Consider the following 17,154-nt stretch of genomic DNA (forward strand, 5'->3'; position numbering starts at 1 on the left):
AAGCACCATGTCAGAAGCGATCCTGTCGGCTACGTCACCGCGTTCCGCGGTGACCTCTACGCACCCTCTCTGACCCTGATGAAGCGCGTCCTCGACGGCCTGCGTCGCCTGTAACCGTGGACTCCGGGCCCGGCCATAGCGCACGGAGAGGTTGTCCCGCTGTCCCGTCCCAGCCTCAAGGGCCGTCCCTGTGTTCTGTACCGGGGGACTGGGACGGCTGGGACACCCCCAAGGCCCCGTCCCACCTAGTGCTTATGACTCATTTTCGCAGATCGTCAGTCTTGCAGTCCTGTCCCGGCTATCCTGTCCCGTGCAGGAGTGCTGAGACAAGTGGACGACTGAACCACGTAGGTGGTGAGATTTATCCAGCGTCAATAGTAATTGAGCTGCCCAGTTTCGAGATCCTAGTATTCGAGGATCAAGGTTTGCCACGGATTACTCAGTCAGGAAGTGGCCTCTTACACTGGAATCGACACGGCCTCCCCGAGCTTGTTGGGAGTTCTTGGTGGTTACTCAAGAGAGCTATTAGATAAGCTAACTTGAGCGTTTCCATCTTAATTTTTGGAGTTCGGAGACGAGGATAGCTGGGGCGTAGTAGACCTTGGTAAGGAGGAAGCAGCGGAGTTGTCGAGGATGTGTCACTGGATTAGGGCGGCGAAGCTGCGTTCACCGAGCTTCTGAACCTGATCATAGGGCCGATTGGTGTGACGGTAGGACTTGGCCAGTCCGCGACGTTTGTACGAAGTGAGGATGCCGCAATTGCTACCACACGGGTAGTCCTCCTCGTTGAGGGCGCGTCTCTCGACTTACTGGAAAGCACTAGACTATGGTGGGTGCGTGCGGCGGTGAGGTTGTGCACCGATCCAGATAGCCGGTGATCCCCGGACCAGGCGTCCGGTGTGGGTCGATTAGTCTCTGGTGGTTGAGATTGTGGTGGCGATGTTTGCTGAAGTAACACAGCTGCTCGTGGACAACGAGGCGGTTTATCGCGATGGATGGTGCCACGATGTAGTTCGAACCGCTCGAGTATATGCGCCATAAGATGGCTTGCAGGTTCAGAGCCCAGGTAGTCAGCAGCGCGATGGTCTTGCGAATGTAGCGAAGCACAACAGCCAGACTGATGCCGAAATTCCACGATCAATACTCATAGATTCACCGGTGCACAGATGGACCAGCATTAGCAGCGCCTGACAGCTTGCCGACAGTCGTCTCCAAAGCGACGGATTTTGGCGTCGCTGAGCACGTAGCAGACTGGCTAAGTAAAGTATCATGGAAAATAGAAAACGGAACTTCGACGGATAAGAAACCACCGAATTTCTTAGTAGCTCTCGGACGTGTCTGGGTCGACTCCCTGTTTATCAGAGCTTCGTCTGTATCCAGCCCTGATAAGCAGCTGACTAGCTAAAACTAGGTTGGTAAAGTTCCTTCTAGACTTGTTGTTGGGTTCCATGTAGGATGCTTATATCATAACCTATTGTCCTATTTAGCTAGGAGAATTTTGAGTACCGGTAATAATTCCAGGGCCATTGAAATGGCAAAGCTTTATGAGGAAGGTTTCACCATGTCCTCAATCGGTAAAAAGTATGGAGTAACCCATGAACGTGTGCGTCAAATTTTGAAAAAAAATGGCCGAATAAGCAATGCCGAGGCGCGCAATGTTCGATTGGCGACTCGAAATGATCGCCAAAACCAGAAAATTTCGAATTTTTTGGAAGGGCACAAAGAGTCTATTAGTTTTTTGGCGGAATCCGGAATTTCTCGCTTGGAGGCAGAAAAAAGATTCAACTTGATATTTCCTCATCTTGATGGGGATATAATTAGTCGTGCTTTTGATGCATCGGGTGAGATTTTTGAGATTGATTATCCGGATTACTATCGTTTTTCTGACAATCTTTTGGAGGGGGCTGTTTGGTTTGTGATCGGTCGAATGCTGAATCTTCATCGCAATCATTCTGTAGCGATTAAAGAGATGGACACCGAAGAAGCGCTAGAAATATCAAAAACTCTACAGGAAGAAAATTTTTCAGAGGAGGATGTATCAAATATTATTTGTTTGATAATCTCTGCGCGTCATTATTTGATCACAGGAAAGGAAGATGTGACATTGACGGGCAAGCTCTATCGTGATTACCGTGCTGAGATTCTTGAGGAGTTTGGAAATTCATCAAGAAAAGGGAGTTCGTCGTGGCCTCCAACTGACCAAACAATAATGAAGCGTTTGGGAAATGGTTATTGGGCAGACGCAATGAGGAATATTGGTGTATCCCCAGGAACTATAGGAAGGTCTCGCGGGCTCCTGGTATTTGAAGAAGAAGATTACACTCAGGCAGTGGCAGATTATTTAGATCACGCTGCGCTAAGTGGTCAGGTTCCTACCTTTGATAGGTATAGTAATTGGGTAGCAGCTGAAGAGCGATCTGGGCGACGCAGGCCTTCATCAGACTCTGTTAGGATTCGCTACAAGACGTGGACTAGCGCTAAGCGAGCTGCATATTCAGAAAAACCTTCGTCGGAAACAAATAATCAAATAAGTGGAGAGAGAGTAAGCTCAGTAGGAACTGATGCACTCCACAGGGCGCAAACTGAACTTGATCTATTTCTGGAAAGTTCTTCTGGAATTCGACGACAAGACATTCCTTCCGAGTCGCTTAATTTTGTTAAAAAATTTGCGGAAGAATTCGAGATAAATAGGAGAGACTGGTTGCGATCGATGATTAAAGCAAATCCTTATTCTGTATCAAATAGATTGGATGGCGATTTTAGAGGAAAACTTACAAAGAAAATTATATCCGAACTAAAAGTTGCAAATCCGGATTTAGACTGTATTCTTCCTGATAAGTACTTTGATAGTCTGCTTGCAGATGGAGATCCACGGGATATGGATGGATGGGTACCCTATGAAGCTCAGCAGGAAATAGATAGTATTTCAGAGGAAGATGTAAGGCGTTTCAAGGTTATACGCTGTTTGCGCAACTTTGCTACACATAATTCTTCTGAATCTCGTCAGAAATTAGAGGATGCGATTAGTCAAATTGCTGACATCGACCAGCGATTTAATATGAAACAGACTATAACTCGGCGAACTCTGGGCGATTGGCTTTGTTCGTCTAATCAATTTAGGTTGCGCTACCTTTGTAGTTGTATATCTAACATATGGCGCGCGATGATTGTGGGGGAAAATTTTATTTTGCGAAAAATTTAGTAATTGGGTGTTTGATCGGGTTGAATGTTACGAACTTCATTAAGACCGTGTCCTACGTGGTGGCGACTCGTTGATCTTGGTGTGAGTGGTGATCGGTGGAGTTGGATCGTGCCGGAGGGGCTGTGGGAGATCGTCGAGCCGCTGTTGCCGGCGGTGCGGGTACGGCCCCAGGGTGGTGGCACGGCCAATATCGATGACGAGGCCGTATTCGCCGCGATCGTCTATGTCCTGGTCAGCGGCTGCTCTTGGCGGCACGTGCCCCCGTGTTTCGGAGCGTCGAAGTCGACGGTGCACCGCCGGTTTCGGATCTGGACCCATGCGGGCGTGTGGGGCCGACTGCACCGAGCCGTATTGGATCGCCTGGCCGCCGAGGAGCTGGTAGAGGTCGCCCGCGTGCTGCTCGACTCGACGCAGGTACGGGCGAAAAAGGGGGCGCCCACACCGGTCCGAGTCCCGTGGACCGGGGCAAACCAGGTTCCAAGCTGCATCTGGTATCCGATCCAGCCGGACTGCCTCTCGTGGTCGGTCTCTCGGCCGCCAACACTCACGACAGCGAAGGACTGATCCCCATGCTCTCTGGACTCCTATCGAGACACGACCCAGCTCGGGGACGCCAGGCCAAACCGAAACGACTCTATGCCGATAAGGCTTACGACCGTTCTGACCTGCGTCGATGGGTGCGCGGCAAGCACATCACTCCACGGATTGCCCGCAAGGGAATCGATGCCAGCGACCGTTTGGGACGGCATCGCTGGACTATTGAACGCACCTTCTCCTGGCTGTCCGGCTACCGCCGCCTGGCCCCACGCTACGAACGCGATCCGCATCTCTACCTGGGGTTTCTCGGTCTTGCAGCGACTTTAACCTGCTACAAACAGCTCACTCGACGAACCACGTAGGACACGGTCTTAACATGACCATTGGGTGTGGTTGGTCCAAGCTTGCCCCTATGCGGTTGCCGGAATGCGTTGGACGAGTCAGCCGCGTTCCTGGCTGAATCAGTGATATGAGCGAAGCCGAGAAACCCAGATGTCTTCAGAACTTGGCAGACCTTGGTGAGCAGGGTCGTTGGTCTTCAGCTCGGCTCTCTGTGCGTGCGGCCGGGGATGGCGACGAACGGACGCTGGCGAAGATCGACCACAGCACTTGGTCGTGGGAGGTGGCGCCGGTGCCGTTGTGGCCGCTGGAGAAGCCGTTCTTCGATGATCAGACTCATCCGGAGAACGTCCTCGTGGCCGAGGATCAAGGACAGGTGGTCGGCTATGTGAAGCTGCGTCCGGCCTCGCTGGCTTATCGGAAAGCGGCGGCAGCCAGTCGCCATGTCCAGCAGGTGCATGGGTTTGCGGTGGACCGGAACTGCCAGGGACGGGGTGTTGGGCGTTTGCTTCTGGAGGCCGCCCGCCAGGAGGCCGTTCGGCGGAAGGCGCGGCGCATCACATTGCGGGTGTTGAGCACGAACAGTCGTGCTCAGGCACTCTACCGTGCCGGCGGCTACCACGTCGAAGGCGTCCTCGAGGGGGAGTTCTTCATTCAAGGTCAGTATGTCGACGATGTGTTGATGGCTCTGGACCTGACAGCTGCCAAGTAGACCACGAATCCTGTTGACCTGGTCTTCTGATGCGGGTCAACCAAACTCGTCGTGCTCGCCGGGGGCGTAGCGGTTCCAGTTGCCGCCGGCTTCGGTCAGGGCGCGGATGGTGTGTTTGTCGTGGAAGCCGAGCATGGTGGCGACGACGGGTGCTGGGGCTTGGAGCACGAGGTGGCGCAGGGCTGAGGTGCGTCCGGTTTGGATGGGGATGCCGTGGCGGCGGAGGGCGTCGCCGAGGCTGCGGTGTTGGAGAGGGTGGCCTGGTTGTCGGCCGGGGAACAGCCAGTCCGATTCGTGGTTCGCTCCGGTGGATGTGGTGCGTTCGGTGAGCAGGTCGCGGAGCAGGTCGGCCAGTGGGGCGGGTGCGGGTGTGGGGGACTCGCCGAGGTGTAGGAGAACGTCGTCGTGATGGGTGATCACGTCGTGGGTGGTCATCCGGGCGATGCGGCTGACAGGTTGGGCGTAGAGCAGCACGAGCAGTCCTGCGACGCGTTCCCGCAGCGGGATCGTGTGGTCGGTGGCGAGTCTGCGAACACGTGCGAGTCGGTGGTGTTGGGCCATCGGTGTGGGGTTGGTGGTGGACTTCCATGCCCAGCTCAGCCGGGGCATGTGCCCGGCCCGCATGGCCCAGCGCAGGAACGCTTGGGCGGGCCGACGGGTCGCGTAGTGCTCGGTATGCCAGGCGTCGAGGTCGACCTGGGTGCAGTGCTCAAGGTCGGTGCGGGCTTCGTCGAGCCAGGTCAGGAAGTCCGCAGCGCGGTTGATTCGCTGGCGGGATTCGTTTGTCGCGCTCGGACGGAGGGGTTGGTGTCCGGCGGTGCGGCGCAGGCGTCGCAGCTCGTGCCAGGTGGCGAAGCGGTGGATGAGTTGGGCGTGTTCGGGGCGCTCGATGTCGGCCAGGCGCTGGGTGAGCCAGCGTTCGAAGAGCATGAGCTGCTTGTCTGCGTGGGGCAGGACACCGTGGTGGGTAAGCAACTCGCGGACGAAGGAGGCTGTGCGCCAGTCCGACAGTCCAGCCAGTGCTTCGTGCGTCATGGGAAGCTCTTCGCGGGCCAAGGCCGTCAGCAGAGCTGGGCCGCGTGACCGCGCGAGCCAGCCCAGTTCTCGTTTCGGGCGCCGAGTCGCCAGGACACCTTCCAGCACTGGCACCAGTTCCGGGCGGATCTGCCCGGTGCCGTCGTCGAGCGTGTGGACGAGCTTGTCGGCCAGGGTGCAGCGTTCGCAGAGGCGCCCGCGAAGCAGGCAGCCCTCGAATCCGCAGCGGTCGCAGAAGAAGTCGCGGGTGATGCCCGCGCAATCCCGGCAGACCGAGTTCGCATCACCCGGATTCCGGCGGCCGGGTAGCAGCCGGTGGACGCCGCAGTCGGGGGCAGTCGCCCCAGGTGTGGACGGCGTGGTCGAAGCAGGTCCGACAGATCGGGCCTTCCCAGTTGGCGGCCTTGGCCGCTCGGCGGCCGCAGCGGGCGCAGTCACGGACGTGCCAGCGCTCGAACTGCTCTCTCGTGGAGGCCGGGCTCATCACTGTCCACGCAGGCGGGCGCGTTTGGGGGTGATCGCGGCCGGGTCGATCACGGCGTCATCGGTGGCGGTGGTGCGGCCGGAGGCGTTTTCGGCGGTGGTGGCGATCAACTCGGCCGGGCTGCATTCGAAGATGTCGCAGAGCGCGGCCAGCACGGCCAGCGACAGCCGTTCCGGGTTGCCGGTCGCCAACCGATGCACCTGCGACACCGACAGCTCGATACCTCGGTCGCGCAGGAGTGGAACGAGTTCGGTGGTGGAGAACATGCCGTGTTCGGCCATGAGTTCGCGGAGCCGCCAGTGGTAGCTGACCTGGCGTTTCATCGTGCCCTCCGGTTCGGGTCGAGGGCCGCGCCGAGGGGGTCGTCCAGGGCGCGGCGCAGGGTGCGAGTGCGAAAGTCCGACGACACGCACGTGTAGATCGAGGTCGTCGAGGCGTGTTCGTGCCCGACCTGCTGCTGCACGAAGAACGGGTCCCAGCCGGCCTCGATCAGATGCGTGACATAGGACTGGCGGAACGAATGGAAGTCCAGTCCCGGATCGAGACCCAGCGCCTCCCGATAGCGAGCGAACCGCGCGTCGAGCTGGCTCAGCGCGATCCGCTCGGCCCGCTCCGAGGGCCACAACGCTGGGCTGTCGGCACGACCAAAGGCGGGCCGGACCTGCGTGATCCATTGACCCAGGATCTCGGGGGTCCAGTCCCAGACGGTCAGCACGCTGCGGCGTTTCGGTGGTGAGCCCTTCTTGGCCTTGCCGTGCCGGACATAGGCCACACCGTGATCGCCGAACTCGGGCACGTGCGGATTGCGGCCGAGATCGGCCAGATCGAGCATCCGCACCTCGTTGCGGCGCAGACCGAAGGAGTAGACGATTTTGAACAGCGTGGCATCGCGAAACGCGGGCAACCAGCCCTTACGTCCGGCGACCCGCACCCGCGCGACTTGCTCATCGGCGTAGTCGAAGAACCGCTCCAGCTCATCGAGGGTAAACGCCCGCTTCGCCGGGTCGGCCTCACCGTCCTGAACGTGCACCGCGGTGTTCCACTCGTGACAGACCTGCACCGGATGCGTGCCGAAACGCTGCTCACACTCGACCGGCCACTGATACACCGGATCAGTGACATAGCCGCAGAACCCGTGCACCGCCTCCTGGTAGGCCCGCAACGTCGAGTGCTTCAGACGCCGCACGGCCCGCAGATCACCGAACCACTCGTCGGCCAGCTGCGGACTCCACTGCCACGGAAACGCATTCGCATGCCGGGCGAACGCCCGCACCACCTTCTCCCGGCCGTCGATCGTGGACAGCGCCAGATTCCGCGCCAACTGCTGGTTACGTCACCCCTGAAGCATCGCCGAGAACACCTGCTCCTCCGGGCGCAACAACGACACTCCGTCGACCAGATGCAGCCGCGCGAGGCCCGGAACCCGCCCACCATCGGTCACGTGTCATCACACTCCGTAGATCGCATCTGATGCGAGATCATCGCATCCAATGCGATCACGGCTGCATTCCCCCTGGACACCCTGCTACCGGCGACTGAGGGACCACATACTTCTCACTGCTGATCCAGTAGACTCAATGCCTCAACCAGCACGTCACCACCCTAGGTCACTGGCTGATTCCCTCCAGCCCGGCGAACCACATCGCACAACGACCTGAAATCGCATCCGATGCAATACAAGTCATTTGGAACATCCGAATGGCAGATATCGCTAAGCGCGGACCGGTTCCGAGAGTCGCTCGCGGGGCGATAGGTCATACCCGACGGGGCTGGCTCCCCCGAAGACATCTTGTACAGTGGCTGACATCACAATGGAGGGATTTAGGCGCTCGCGCGCTCCCGCGCGTCTAGCGCTGGTCCGTTTCCTCGAAATCAGAGGGTTGCACACATCGGACAGCCCGATTTTTCGGTACACTGATCACAGCATCGCTGTCGGAGACGTTTCGTGCTGATGTGTCCTCCGGGGGTCCATATGCCAGCAGATGGGTTCAGTCGGATACGACAAAGAGGACAGATGAGCACATACTGTCGACACGATGAACGCGTTCCTGGATCCTCCGTTGGTGGGAGGTGCTCAGGACCGCCTGCAAAGTGCTTCAGGTGGGAGCTGCGGTCGCACAGATCTGGCTGGGGTATCTGACCGTTCCCGCTGAAGCTTGATGAGGGCCGGGCTAGGAGGTGACGCTCCTGGCCCGGCCCTTTTTGTCTGAAGACGGAGACGATCTCCCCGTCTGACACCGATAACTATACACGGTTCCGCCACACGTGCCGAGCTCGATGACGGAGCTATGACGTAAATCTGATGTAATTCTGCTGTAGCTCGTGCAGTGCCGGTTAGCGCACGATCCTGCACAGATGTTCCTCAGACCCCCGCCACGCGACAGGGTCTATGCTGTGACCCGCGACCACTCCCGGTTCATGTGTCGGCACACACTCATGATCACGGAATGGCCGCGCTCATCTCCACAGCCCCTCACCAGCCACGATCATCAAAGTCCGGCTGTAGTATTAGCGCGGGATTCTGCGTTCGTCTGGTCTGCCAGGGGGTCGGTGGTCGCGGGGAGGGCTTTGGCCGCCGGGTGTACTGCACGCCAGTGCCGCGCGATGTCGGCTCGGCGAGCGACCCACACGTCGGGGCGCTCCGCCACAACGTCGAGGAAACGCTGCAGGTCCGCGGCACGCCCCGGCCGTCCGGAAAGGCGCAGGTGCAGGCCCACACTCATCATCTTGGGCTGCTCAGCCCCTTCGCGGAGCAGTAGCTCGAGACCATTGGTGAGGTAGGCCGAGAAGGACTCGGCGCCGAAACCGTAGCCATTCACGTACCGTCCGTCGTTATTGTCCAAAGTGTAAGGGATGACCAGCTGTGCGGTACCATTGATGTCCACCCAGTACGGCAGGTCGTCGCTGAATGAGTCGGAGTCGTACAGGAACCCGCCCTGCTCGACCACCAGCCGGCGCGTGTTGATGCTGTTGCGGCCGGTGTACCAGCCGAGCGGGCGGCTGCCGCACACCTCGGCATGGGTCTCAGTCGCCTGCCGGATGTGTTCGCGCTCGACCTGCTCGTCGACCTCGGCGTAGTTGATCCAGCGCAGCGAGTGCGAGGCGATTTCCCAGTCAGACTCGTTGGCTGCTGTGACGATCTCGGGGTTCCGTCGCAGTGATTCCGCGATCCCGAATACGGTGACCGGCAGGCTGCGTTCGGTGAATAGCCGGTGCAGCCGCCAGAACCCGACTCGCGTTCCGTACTCGTACTGCGACTCGACGTTGACATTGCGTTTCCCAGTCAGTGCCACCGCGGGCTCTTCGGTCAGGAACGCCTCGGAGGTGGGATCGCCGTGCAGGATGTTGTTCTCGCCGCCCTCTTCGATGTTAATCACGAACTGCACGGCGACCTTGGCCTGTCCCGGCCAGTGCGGCTGCGGTGGTGTGGCGCCGTAACCCTTGAGGTCGCGAGGGTAGGCAGCTTGGTCGCTGGAGGTCATTGCATCTTCCTTTGCGGTCAGCGGTGACTAGCTTTAGTCATTTCTGGCAGACGGTAGTCTAAGAGTGCCCGACTGGGAAGCTGAAGACGCTGCGTCGTGAAGGGGGACGATGAACGATCGTGAGGGTGCCATGCTGGCACTGGTGGAGGTCTTTTCGGTCTCGCCCGGGCCGATGGGGACACGGCACGCCCGACGTGAGCTGAGCAGGCACGGCTATGATTTGAGCGAGTCGTCCATCTCGCGGCTGCTACGCGAGATGGACCGGCGCGGCTGGACCCAGCCGGTCTCCGCGAAGGGGCGCATACTCGCGGCGGAGGGGCGTCGCCGGGCCGCCGACACGGTGCTTGCCAAGCGCGGCTCGGAGTCGGTTACCAGAGCCGTCGCGGTCCGGGACGTCAAGGACCTGCTGGACCTGCTACGTGCGCGACAGGCAGTGGAGAGTGCGATCGCCGGCGACGCCGCCCGGTCGACGAACACCGACGACCTCCAGATGTTGCGCCAGATCCACGGCACGCACCGCAGCGCCGTCGGCAGCGAGGCAATGGTCGCCCAGCCGGGGCTGATGTTCCATCGCAAGATCGCCGCAATGGCCACAAACCGGATGTTGAAGATCGCCGCGGACATGATGCTCGCGCCGCACTTGGACCGGGTGGAGTCGGTGCTCGACCTGGCCGTGCGGTCTGAACAGGACGGGGTAGTGGACGAGCACGCACGCGTGCTCGATCGCATCGCGCATGGCGATCCGGCTGGTGCGGAGCAGGCGATGAACGAGCACTTCGCGAGCATGATCGCCGCCGCGGAGACCAGCGTCGTCGGCCAGGACAGTCAGCTGATCCAGCGGCTGCTGGACTGGATCGAGGCAGGGGGGCACGAAGCGCACTCAGCATCCGGTTAAGTCTCTGTCATTATTGACAAGCGTCATTCGTCTGCGCAGACTGAGGCCATCTTCCGGGCGGCCTAACTGCCCGGCACACCGAGGCGACGGGAGCGACGCACATGCCTTCTCGCGGAACGATGACCGCGGCACGAATCCTTTCCCGCCCCGCCGAAGCCGCTTACCAGGACCGGCATCGCAAGTGGCAGGGCATTCCCTCCATCGAGCGGACAGAGGGTGGACGGCTGTTCGTCAACTGGTACTCAGGGATGGAAACCGAAACCGGCGGCAACTTCGTCGTGGTCACCACCAGCGACGACGACGGCGAAAGCTTCAGCGGGGTCCGGTTCGTCGTGGTGCACGACGATCCCGAGGTCCGTGTCTACGACCCCTGCCTGTGGCGTGACCCGCTCGGCAGGCTGTGGCTGACCTGGAACCAAAGCCGCGGGTTCTTCGACGCGCGCGTCGGCGTGTGGGCGGCCACGACCGAGAATCCTGACGACGACGACCCGAAGTGGAGCCAACCGCAGCGCCTGGCCAACGGTCTGATGATGAACAAGCCGACCGTTCGCAGTGACGGCGCCTGGCTGTTCCCGGCAGCGATCTGGGCCTGCCACACCCCGACCGAACGGCACGGTCTGGAAGCCGAGCAGTTCTCCAACGTCTACGTGACCCACGACCACGGTGCGACATTCGCGTTGCTGGGCAGTGCCGACGTCCCCAACCGCAGCTTCGACGAGCACATGATCGTCGAGCGGTGGGACGATACATTGTGGATGCTCGTGCGCCGTTTCGACGGCATCGGCGAAAGCTTCTCAACCGACAAGGGAGCGACCTGGTCACCTGGGCGACGCAGCCACATCGACGGCCCATGCTCCCGCTTCCACATCCGCCGCTTGCCTTCGGGGCGCTTGCTTCTAGTCAACCACGCCGATTTCGGCGAGCGCCGGAGCCGTGCCGAACTCGAACAGCAAGGCGACGTCAAGGAATGGAAGGGCAGGACCAACCTGACCGCTTTCCTCAGCGAGGACGACGGAGCCACCTGGCCGTACCGGCTGCTGCTCGACGACCGCGAAGACATTTCCTACCCGGATGTCGCGATCGGCGAGACCGGGGAGATCTTCGTGGTGTACGACCACGACCGGTTCGGCGACCGTGGTATCTACCTGGCCCGCTGCTCGGAGGACGAGATCCTATCCGGTGCACTGGCCGACGGATTCCGGCCCACATTGGTCAATCGCGCGCTGGCTGAGCCGGTGGGGTGACGTACTTTCCTCTTCGGACGTCGGGCGTCCGCCGGCAGGCACATACCAGGAGGAGATTGTTCATGTCACCGACCGAACAACGGGCCGGCTCTTCCGCCGGCCGGGCATGGTGGAGCGTGCTGCCCAACTGGGGGTACCGGATCCTGCCACGCGACACTCGCACCATCATCACGTGCGTATTCCTCGGACTCACGATGGCGGTCGTGCTGCAGATCACCGAGCGGCTCGACTTAGCGCTCACCGGTGGCTCGATCGCCATCGTGTCGTCCGTCGTCGTTTGTCTCATCTGGGTGCCGGCCGCCGCGTTCTACGGGCTTACGGGCGCTTTGATCACTGCATGGATCAACCCGATTATCTCGAACCTCACCGCTTCCCAACCGATGGCGCCGTTCCTATTCCTCAGCAACGCGGCCCACGCGGTTCCGGTCGCGTTGCTGGTCTGGCTGATGAAATCGCGCAAACGCGGCCTGAACCTGTGGCAGCTGCTGGTGATCGGTCAGGTCGGTGGCGCTTTCGACGCGGTCGCGTTCGGCATCGGCAACCGGGTCATCCTGCATCTGCCGTGGGACTTCATCACGGTTCAGGTGCTGATCCTGCAGCCATGCTACCTCGCGGGAAGTGTACTCGCCTACGGGCTGATGCGCCGGCTGGTGCAGGCAGGACTCACGCCGCGGGAGCGCGCCAGCAAGGTCCAGGCCGACGAAGTATGAGGGACCCCCGAAGCGGCAGGAGAACCGACCCATGAGCGGAACGATGCTATACCGCCCCGGCACGACCTTTATGCACCGCATCGATCCGAGGGCGAAATTCCTCCTAATTCTTTGCGTACTGGTCGTCGCCCTGTCCACCACCCGGATCGACGTTCTCGTTGTGCTGACCGCACTCGTCGTGATCACGCTGGCCGTACTCGCGGGCATCACGCCTCGGAACTACGGCAAGGCGCTGCTGTTCATCGTTCCGCTGATCGTCCTGCTGACGCTGCTGCAGAGCCTCGTCCAGGATGGTCCGGCACTGGTCACCATCGGCGGACTGGGGTTTTCCCGCGAGGGAGTGTTACTCGGCCTGGGCATCGGTTTGCGGCTGTTCGCGATGGGGATCTGCTTCTACGGGTTCTCGGTGACCACGAGCCCGAGTGACATCGCGCTCGGATTGAACCGGATCGGAGTCCCGTACAAATTCGCGTACCTGACCAGTTTCGCGTTCCGCTTCCTACCGATGATGCAGGACGAAGCGCAGACCCTGCTGACCGCGATGGCGCTGCGCGGATCATCGGAGAACAGCACCGCGAATCCATTCCGCCGTGGCCGGGCGCTGGTCAGGATGATCTTCCCGATGATCGTCGCCTCGATGAAGCGCAGTGGCGACATCGCGCTGTCAATGGAACTGCGCGGTTACGGGAACAAGGGGCACCGCACCTACTTGCGCCAGCTGCGGTTCCGCCCCAGCGACGCGGCGGTAGCCGTGGTAGTCGTACTCGTCGCGGCCGCGCTGGTCGCACTGCAGCTGTTCACCTCCGACCTGCTTGTGGAAGGAACCTCGCCATGACGCCCCCCGCCCTCGCGGTCCGCGAGCTGAGCGCGCGCTACACTGATGCGCCTCGCCGCGCCGTCGACACATTCAGCCTCGATATCGCGGCCGGCGAGATCGTCGGCGTACTCGGACCTACCGGCGCTGGGAAAACGACGTTGCTCAAGTGCCTGTCCGGAGTGATCCCGCACCACGATGAGGAGGCCGCCGCCAAGGGGCGAATTGAGATTTGCGGCGTCGATCTGGACGATCTCCCGAGCTTGGCGGCCATCACCGAGCAGATCGGTCTGGTGCTGCAGGACCCGGAACTCCAGCTGGTCAACACAACCGTTCGGGAGGAACTAGCCTGGGGCATGGAGAACCGCGGCTTACCCGTGCCTCAGATCCGTAGCCGGATCGATCGCGCCGCCGAGCTGTTCGACATTGCCGCGCTGCTCGACCGGTTCACCCACGCGTTGTCCGGTGGGGAGAAGCAACGCGTCGTCGTTGCGTCGATCTTCTGCCTCAGCCCCCGAATCATGTTGCTCGACGAACCCACATCCGAACTCGACCCGGCAGGCACGGAAAGCGTGCTGGATGCGATCAAGGTGCTCGCCGACGAGGGGGTCACCGTTGTCGTGGTCGAGCACAAGGTAGAAGAACTCGCGCTCTACGCCGACCGGCTGGTCGTCATGCAGGAGGGCGTGGCGCGGCAGATCGGCACGCCACGGGAAGTGCTCGTCAGCGGACATGCGCCGTATCGGCCACAGGTGCTCGATGTGGCGACGCGGCTGGACGACGAGGGGTACTGGCCGGTCGACGAGCTGCCGCTGTCCGTCTCGCAGGCAGCGCGAGCATGGGCAGGATGGCACCGGCAAGGGGGACAGGAATGAGTGAGACCGTCATCGAACTTACCGGCGTCGAGCACAGTTATGGGGAGACCGGGAAAGCGCTGGCCGGTGTGAACGCAACCATTCGCCGCGGCGAGTTCATCGCCGTCATCGGCAAGAATGGGTCCGGCAAGACTACGCTCGCCAAGCACTTCAATGGGTTGCTACGTCCGACGAACTCGGACGGCCAGGTGTTGGTGCGCACCGGCGACGGCGAGCTTGCCGACCCGCGCCGGTTCAAATTGCATCAGTTGGCCCCAGTGGTCGGCTATGTCTTCCAGAACCCGGATCGACAGATCTTCCACGACACCTGCCGGGAGGAGCTCGACTTCGGCCCCGTTAACCTCGGGGTGGATCCACAGACCACAGCTCGCCGGGTCGCCGAGACACTGGCCCTAGTCGGCCTCGCCGGACGGGAGGAGGATAACCCCGCTCAGCTGTCCCGAGGGGAGCGGCAGCGGCTCGCGATCGCTTCCGTGCTGGTGATGGAATCCGACGTGGCCGTTATCGACGAACCGACCACCGGCCAGGACCCGGACGAAGCCAGACTGATCCTGGACTGCCTCGCCCGGTATCAGGCGGCGGGCCACACCGTAGTGATCATCTCGCACGACATGGCGCTGGTCGCCCAATACGCGACCAGAGTCCTCGCCATGCAGGCGGGAGGAATACTCGCCGACGACACCCCGAAAGCGGTGTTCACACAGCCGAAGGTCTTGCGGGGCACGAACATCCGACCACCGCAGGCCGCGGTCCTTGCCGCAGAGCTGGGACTGCCGGGAGTAATCACAGTGGACGACGCTGTTCGGGAGATGCGTGCCGCAGCGCAGGCACGATCATCGGCCGATGTCGGGCGGATCTGACCTCATGACTGGAGAGTGAGCACGATGCGTTATCTCGTCACGGGCACCGGCGGATTCGTCATGAGCGTGCTCATCGAGCGATTGCTGCATCACGATCCGGACGCCACCGTGACCGGCGTTGATCTGCACAGCAGCGATGCCAAGCTGGAAGGCTATTTCCACGCGGTCCGCAACCGGTTGCGACTGACTAGTTTGGACGTTCGGGATGCAGAGGGCATGTGCGAGCTGGTGCGCTCAACCGCTCCCGACGTGATCGTCCACGGCGCGACGGTCACCCACGACCCGAAGTCCGAGCGTGAGAATCCAGGGAAGTTTCTCGACGTCAACGTTCTCGGTACTGCGAACTTGCTGGACGCCGCGCGGGATGCACCGCCGCTGCGGCGGTGCATCCTGATCAGCAGTGGCGCGGTTTACGGTGACAATCCGCAAGAAATACTCACTGAACGATCGACGTCGTCCCCGGACGAGATGTACGGCATCAGCAAATGGGCCGCCGAGCGCGCGGCGTTGCGTTACAGTGACCTTTATGACCTGCCGCTCGCTATCGTGCGGCTGACCAAGATGTTCGGCCCGATGGAACGGCCGACCCTCGGACGTCAAGCCATGTCGTTGCCATATCATCTCGCCGCCGCGTTCATCGAGGGGAAAAAACTCGCCGTGACCGAGCGAACGCTGCGGGCATCTGGCGACTGGCTCAATGCAACCGAGGCGGCGGAGGCGCTGCGTATAATGGCGAAACAACACCGGCACGGCAACCGCATCTACAATCTCGCCTCCGGAGTGCGTACCACGGTGCCCGAGTTGGCGGCACTGTTCGGTGAGGACCTGTTGAAGGTAACCGAACCGACCGACGCCGAGTACGACATGGAACCTGCCTACAACCACGGTAAAAACGGTGTTCTCGCGCGGGAGTGCATCGCCGAGGAACTCGGGTGGAGCTGCGGACCGCTGACCACTCAAGTGTCGAGCTATATCGAGTGGGTCCGAAACAACCGCGAACTTTTCACCGGTTCCTGATCTTTTCAAGTCACGGAGTTCTCCTTTCTGGCCAGACGTAGCACATGCCGAAAATCCAACGGTTAGATTGCGTGGCCTGTGAGAAGGTGCGCGCGTGGATGAGGAACAGCGGCGTGGACTGAAGCGGGAGCTGTTGCCGTTGCGGGGGCGGGTCGCGCTCGTGACGGGGTCAGTCACCGGGGTGGGATCGGTTATGCGATCGCGTGTCGTTTGGCCGCCTACGGGGCGAGCGTGTTCGCCCATCACTTCGTCGACCACGATCGTGGCCAGGAGTGGGGAGCTGACGACCTCGACGCGGTGCTCGACGGGGTGCGGGAGCATCTGGCTACCGAGCAGGCCTCGGTGGCCGAGGGACACGGGGATCTCGCCGAGCCGGGTGCTCCGGAACGGATCGTGGGAGTCGCGACCGCAGTGTTCGGCCATCTCGACGTCCTGGTGTGCAACCACGCCCTGACGGGTGAGGACGGCCCGTTGGGTGCGTTGAGCAGCGAGCTGGACCAGCACTGGGCCGTCGACGCTCGGTCGACCCTCCTGTTGGCGCAGGCCTTCGCGAATCAGCATGACGGGCGCAGTGGTGGTGCGATCGTATTTCTGACCTCGGGGCAGCATCTGGGGCCGTTGCCGGGTGAGGTGGTCTACGCCACGGCCAAGGCCGCCCTGGCGGGGGTGACCACGACCTTGGCGGACCAGTTGGCTGACCAGGGTATTCGGGTCAACACGGTCAACCCGGGGCCGGTCGACACCGGATACCTGACCGAGGACACGTGGCGCGAGGTCGCCCCGATGTTCCCATTCGGCCGCTACGGGCACCCCGACGAGCCGGCCCGGCTGATCAGCTGGCTGGTCACCGACGAGGCTCGCTGGGTCACCGGGCAGATCCTGGACACCGAAGGGGGCTTCGGCCGCTGGTGCCCGCGGGGCAGCTAAGCACAGTCTCCTCAACGCAGG

At 61.3% G+C, this 17,154-nt stretch carries 15 protein-coding genes; 11 read left to right on the plus strand and 4 right to left on the minus strand.

What is annotated here, in order from left to right; genetic code table 11:
• The first annotated feature begins 1,474 nt into the window (after positions 1-1,474).
• The 3 genes from G9Q41_RS11795 (at position 1,475) to G9Q41_RS11805 (ending at position 4,790) form a co-directional block, all read left to right on the plus strand.
• A complete protein-coding gene (locus G9Q41_RS11795; RefSeq protein ID WP_165632504.1) occupies positions 1,475-3,202 on the plus strand; it encodes a sigma factor-like helix-turn-helix DNA-binding protein in 1,728 nt (575 codons plus the stop codon).
• An 81-nt stretch (positions 3,203-3,283) separates the two neighbouring features.
• Positions 3,284-4,101, plus strand: a protein-coding gene (locus tag G9Q41_RS11800) for an IS5 family transposase (protein WP_165632503.1) whose coding sequence is annotated in 2 segments (ribosomal slippage) — positions 3,284-3,626 and positions 3,626-4,101 — 819 coding nt in all. Because the reading frame shifts where the segments join, the coding sequence is not laid out codon by codon here.
• 107 nt (positions 4,102-4,208) lie between these two features.
• Positions 4,209-4,790, plus strand: coding sequence for a GNAT family N-acetyltransferase (locus G9Q41_RS11805; RefSeq protein WP_165632502.1), 582 nt, complete (start codon positions 4,209-4,211; stop codon positions 4,788-4,790).
• Between the two features lie 36 nt (positions 4,791-4,826).
• On the opposite strand, the gene G9Q41_RS11810 is transcribed toward G9Q41_RS11805, so the two are convergent.
• The 4 genes from G9Q41_RS11810 to puuE form a co-directional block, all read right to left on the minus strand.
• Positions 4,827-5,825 (minus strand): phage integrase family protein, encoded by a 999-nt coding sequence (locus tag G9Q41_RS11810; RefSeq protein WP_165632501.1) that lies wholly within the window; start codon positions 5,823-5,825, stop codon positions 4,827-4,829.
• 483 nt (positions 5,826-6,308) lie between these two features.
• Positions 6,309-6,632: a helix-turn-helix transcriptional regulator gene (locus G9Q41_RS11815; RefSeq protein WP_165632500.1), complete on the minus strand. Its 324-nt coding sequence runs from the start codon at positions 6,630-6,632 to the stop codon at positions 6,309-6,311.
• Positions 6,629-7,630, minus strand: a complete 1,002-nt coding sequence (locus G9Q41_RS11820; RefSeq protein ID WP_207630918.1) for a site-specific integrase — start codon at positions 7,628-7,630, stop codon at positions 6,629-6,631. Before G9Q41_RS11820 ends, G9Q41_RS11815 begins: the two co-directional genes overlap by 4 nt.
• Positions 7,631-8,798: 1,168 nt before the next feature.
• Positions 8,799-9,791 (minus strand): allantoinase PuuE, encoded by a 993-nt coding sequence (puuE, locus tag G9Q41_RS11825; protein WP_165632499.1) that lies wholly within the window; start codon positions 9,789-9,791, stop codon positions 8,799-8,801.
• Between the two features lie 109 nt (positions 9,792-9,900).
• On the opposite strand from puuE, the gene G9Q41_RS11830 reads away from it, so the two are divergent.
• The 8 genes from G9Q41_RS11830 to G9Q41_RS11865 all read left to right on the plus strand — a co-directional run bounded on the left by G9Q41_RS11830 (position 9,901) and on the right by G9Q41_RS11865 (position 17,133).
• Entirely contained in the window at positions 9,901-10,686 is a 786-nt protein-coding gene (locus G9Q41_RS11830; protein ID WP_165632498.1) for an FCD domain-containing protein, read from the plus strand.
• A 119-nt stretch (positions 10,687-10,805) separates the two neighbouring features.
• Positions 10,806-11,930: a sialidase family protein gene (locus tag G9Q41_RS11835; RefSeq protein WP_207630917.1), complete on the plus strand. Its 1,125-nt coding sequence runs from the start codon at positions 10,806-10,808 to the stop codon at positions 11,928-11,930.
• 62 nt (positions 11,931-11,992) lie between these two features.
• Positions 11,993-12,640 carry a hypothetical protein gene (locus G9Q41_RS11840; RefSeq protein WP_165632496.1) on the plus strand — a complete coding sequence of 216 codons (648 nt, stop codon included), beginning with the start codon at positions 11,993-11,995 and terminating at the stop codon, positions 12,638-12,640.
• Between the two features lie 31 nt (positions 12,641-12,671).
• On the plus strand, positions 12,672-13,475 hold the full coding sequence (locus G9Q41_RS11845; protein ID WP_165632495.1) for an energy-coupling factor transporter transmembrane component T: 804 nt from the start codon (positions 12,672-12,674) through the stop codon (positions 13,473-13,475).
• Positions 13,472-14,329, plus strand: coding sequence for an ABC transporter ATP-binding protein (locus G9Q41_RS11850; protein WP_165632494.1), 858 nt, complete (start codon positions 13,472-13,474; stop codon positions 14,327-14,329). Before G9Q41_RS11845 ends, G9Q41_RS11850 begins: the two co-directional genes overlap by 4 nt.
• Entirely contained in the window at positions 14,326-15,189 is an 864-nt protein-coding gene (locus G9Q41_RS11855; RefSeq protein ID WP_165632493.1) for an ATP-binding cassette domain-containing protein, read from the plus strand. Before G9Q41_RS11850 ends, G9Q41_RS11855 begins: the two co-directional genes overlap by 4 nt.
• A 24-nt stretch (positions 15,190-15,213) precedes the next feature.
• Complete coding sequence (locus G9Q41_RS11860; RefSeq protein ID WP_017975633.1) at positions 15,214-16,206, plus strand: NAD(P)-dependent oxidoreductase; 993 nt, start codon at positions 15,214-15,216, stop codon at positions 16,204-16,206.
• Positions 16,207-16,416: 210 nt separating this feature from the next.
• Positions 16,417-17,133, plus strand: a complete 717-nt coding sequence (locus tag G9Q41_RS11865; protein ID WP_207630916.1) for an SDR family oxidoreductase — start codon at positions 16,417-16,419, stop codon at positions 17,131-17,133.
• Positions 17,134-17,154: the final 21 nt, after the last annotated feature.

The sequence above is a fragment of the Actinopolyspora sp. BKK2 genome, from assembly GCF_011291845.1.
GTDB classification, from domain to species: domain Bacteria; phylum Actinomycetota; class Actinomycetes; order Mycobacteriales; family Pseudonocardiaceae; genus Actinopolyspora; species Actinopolyspora saharensis.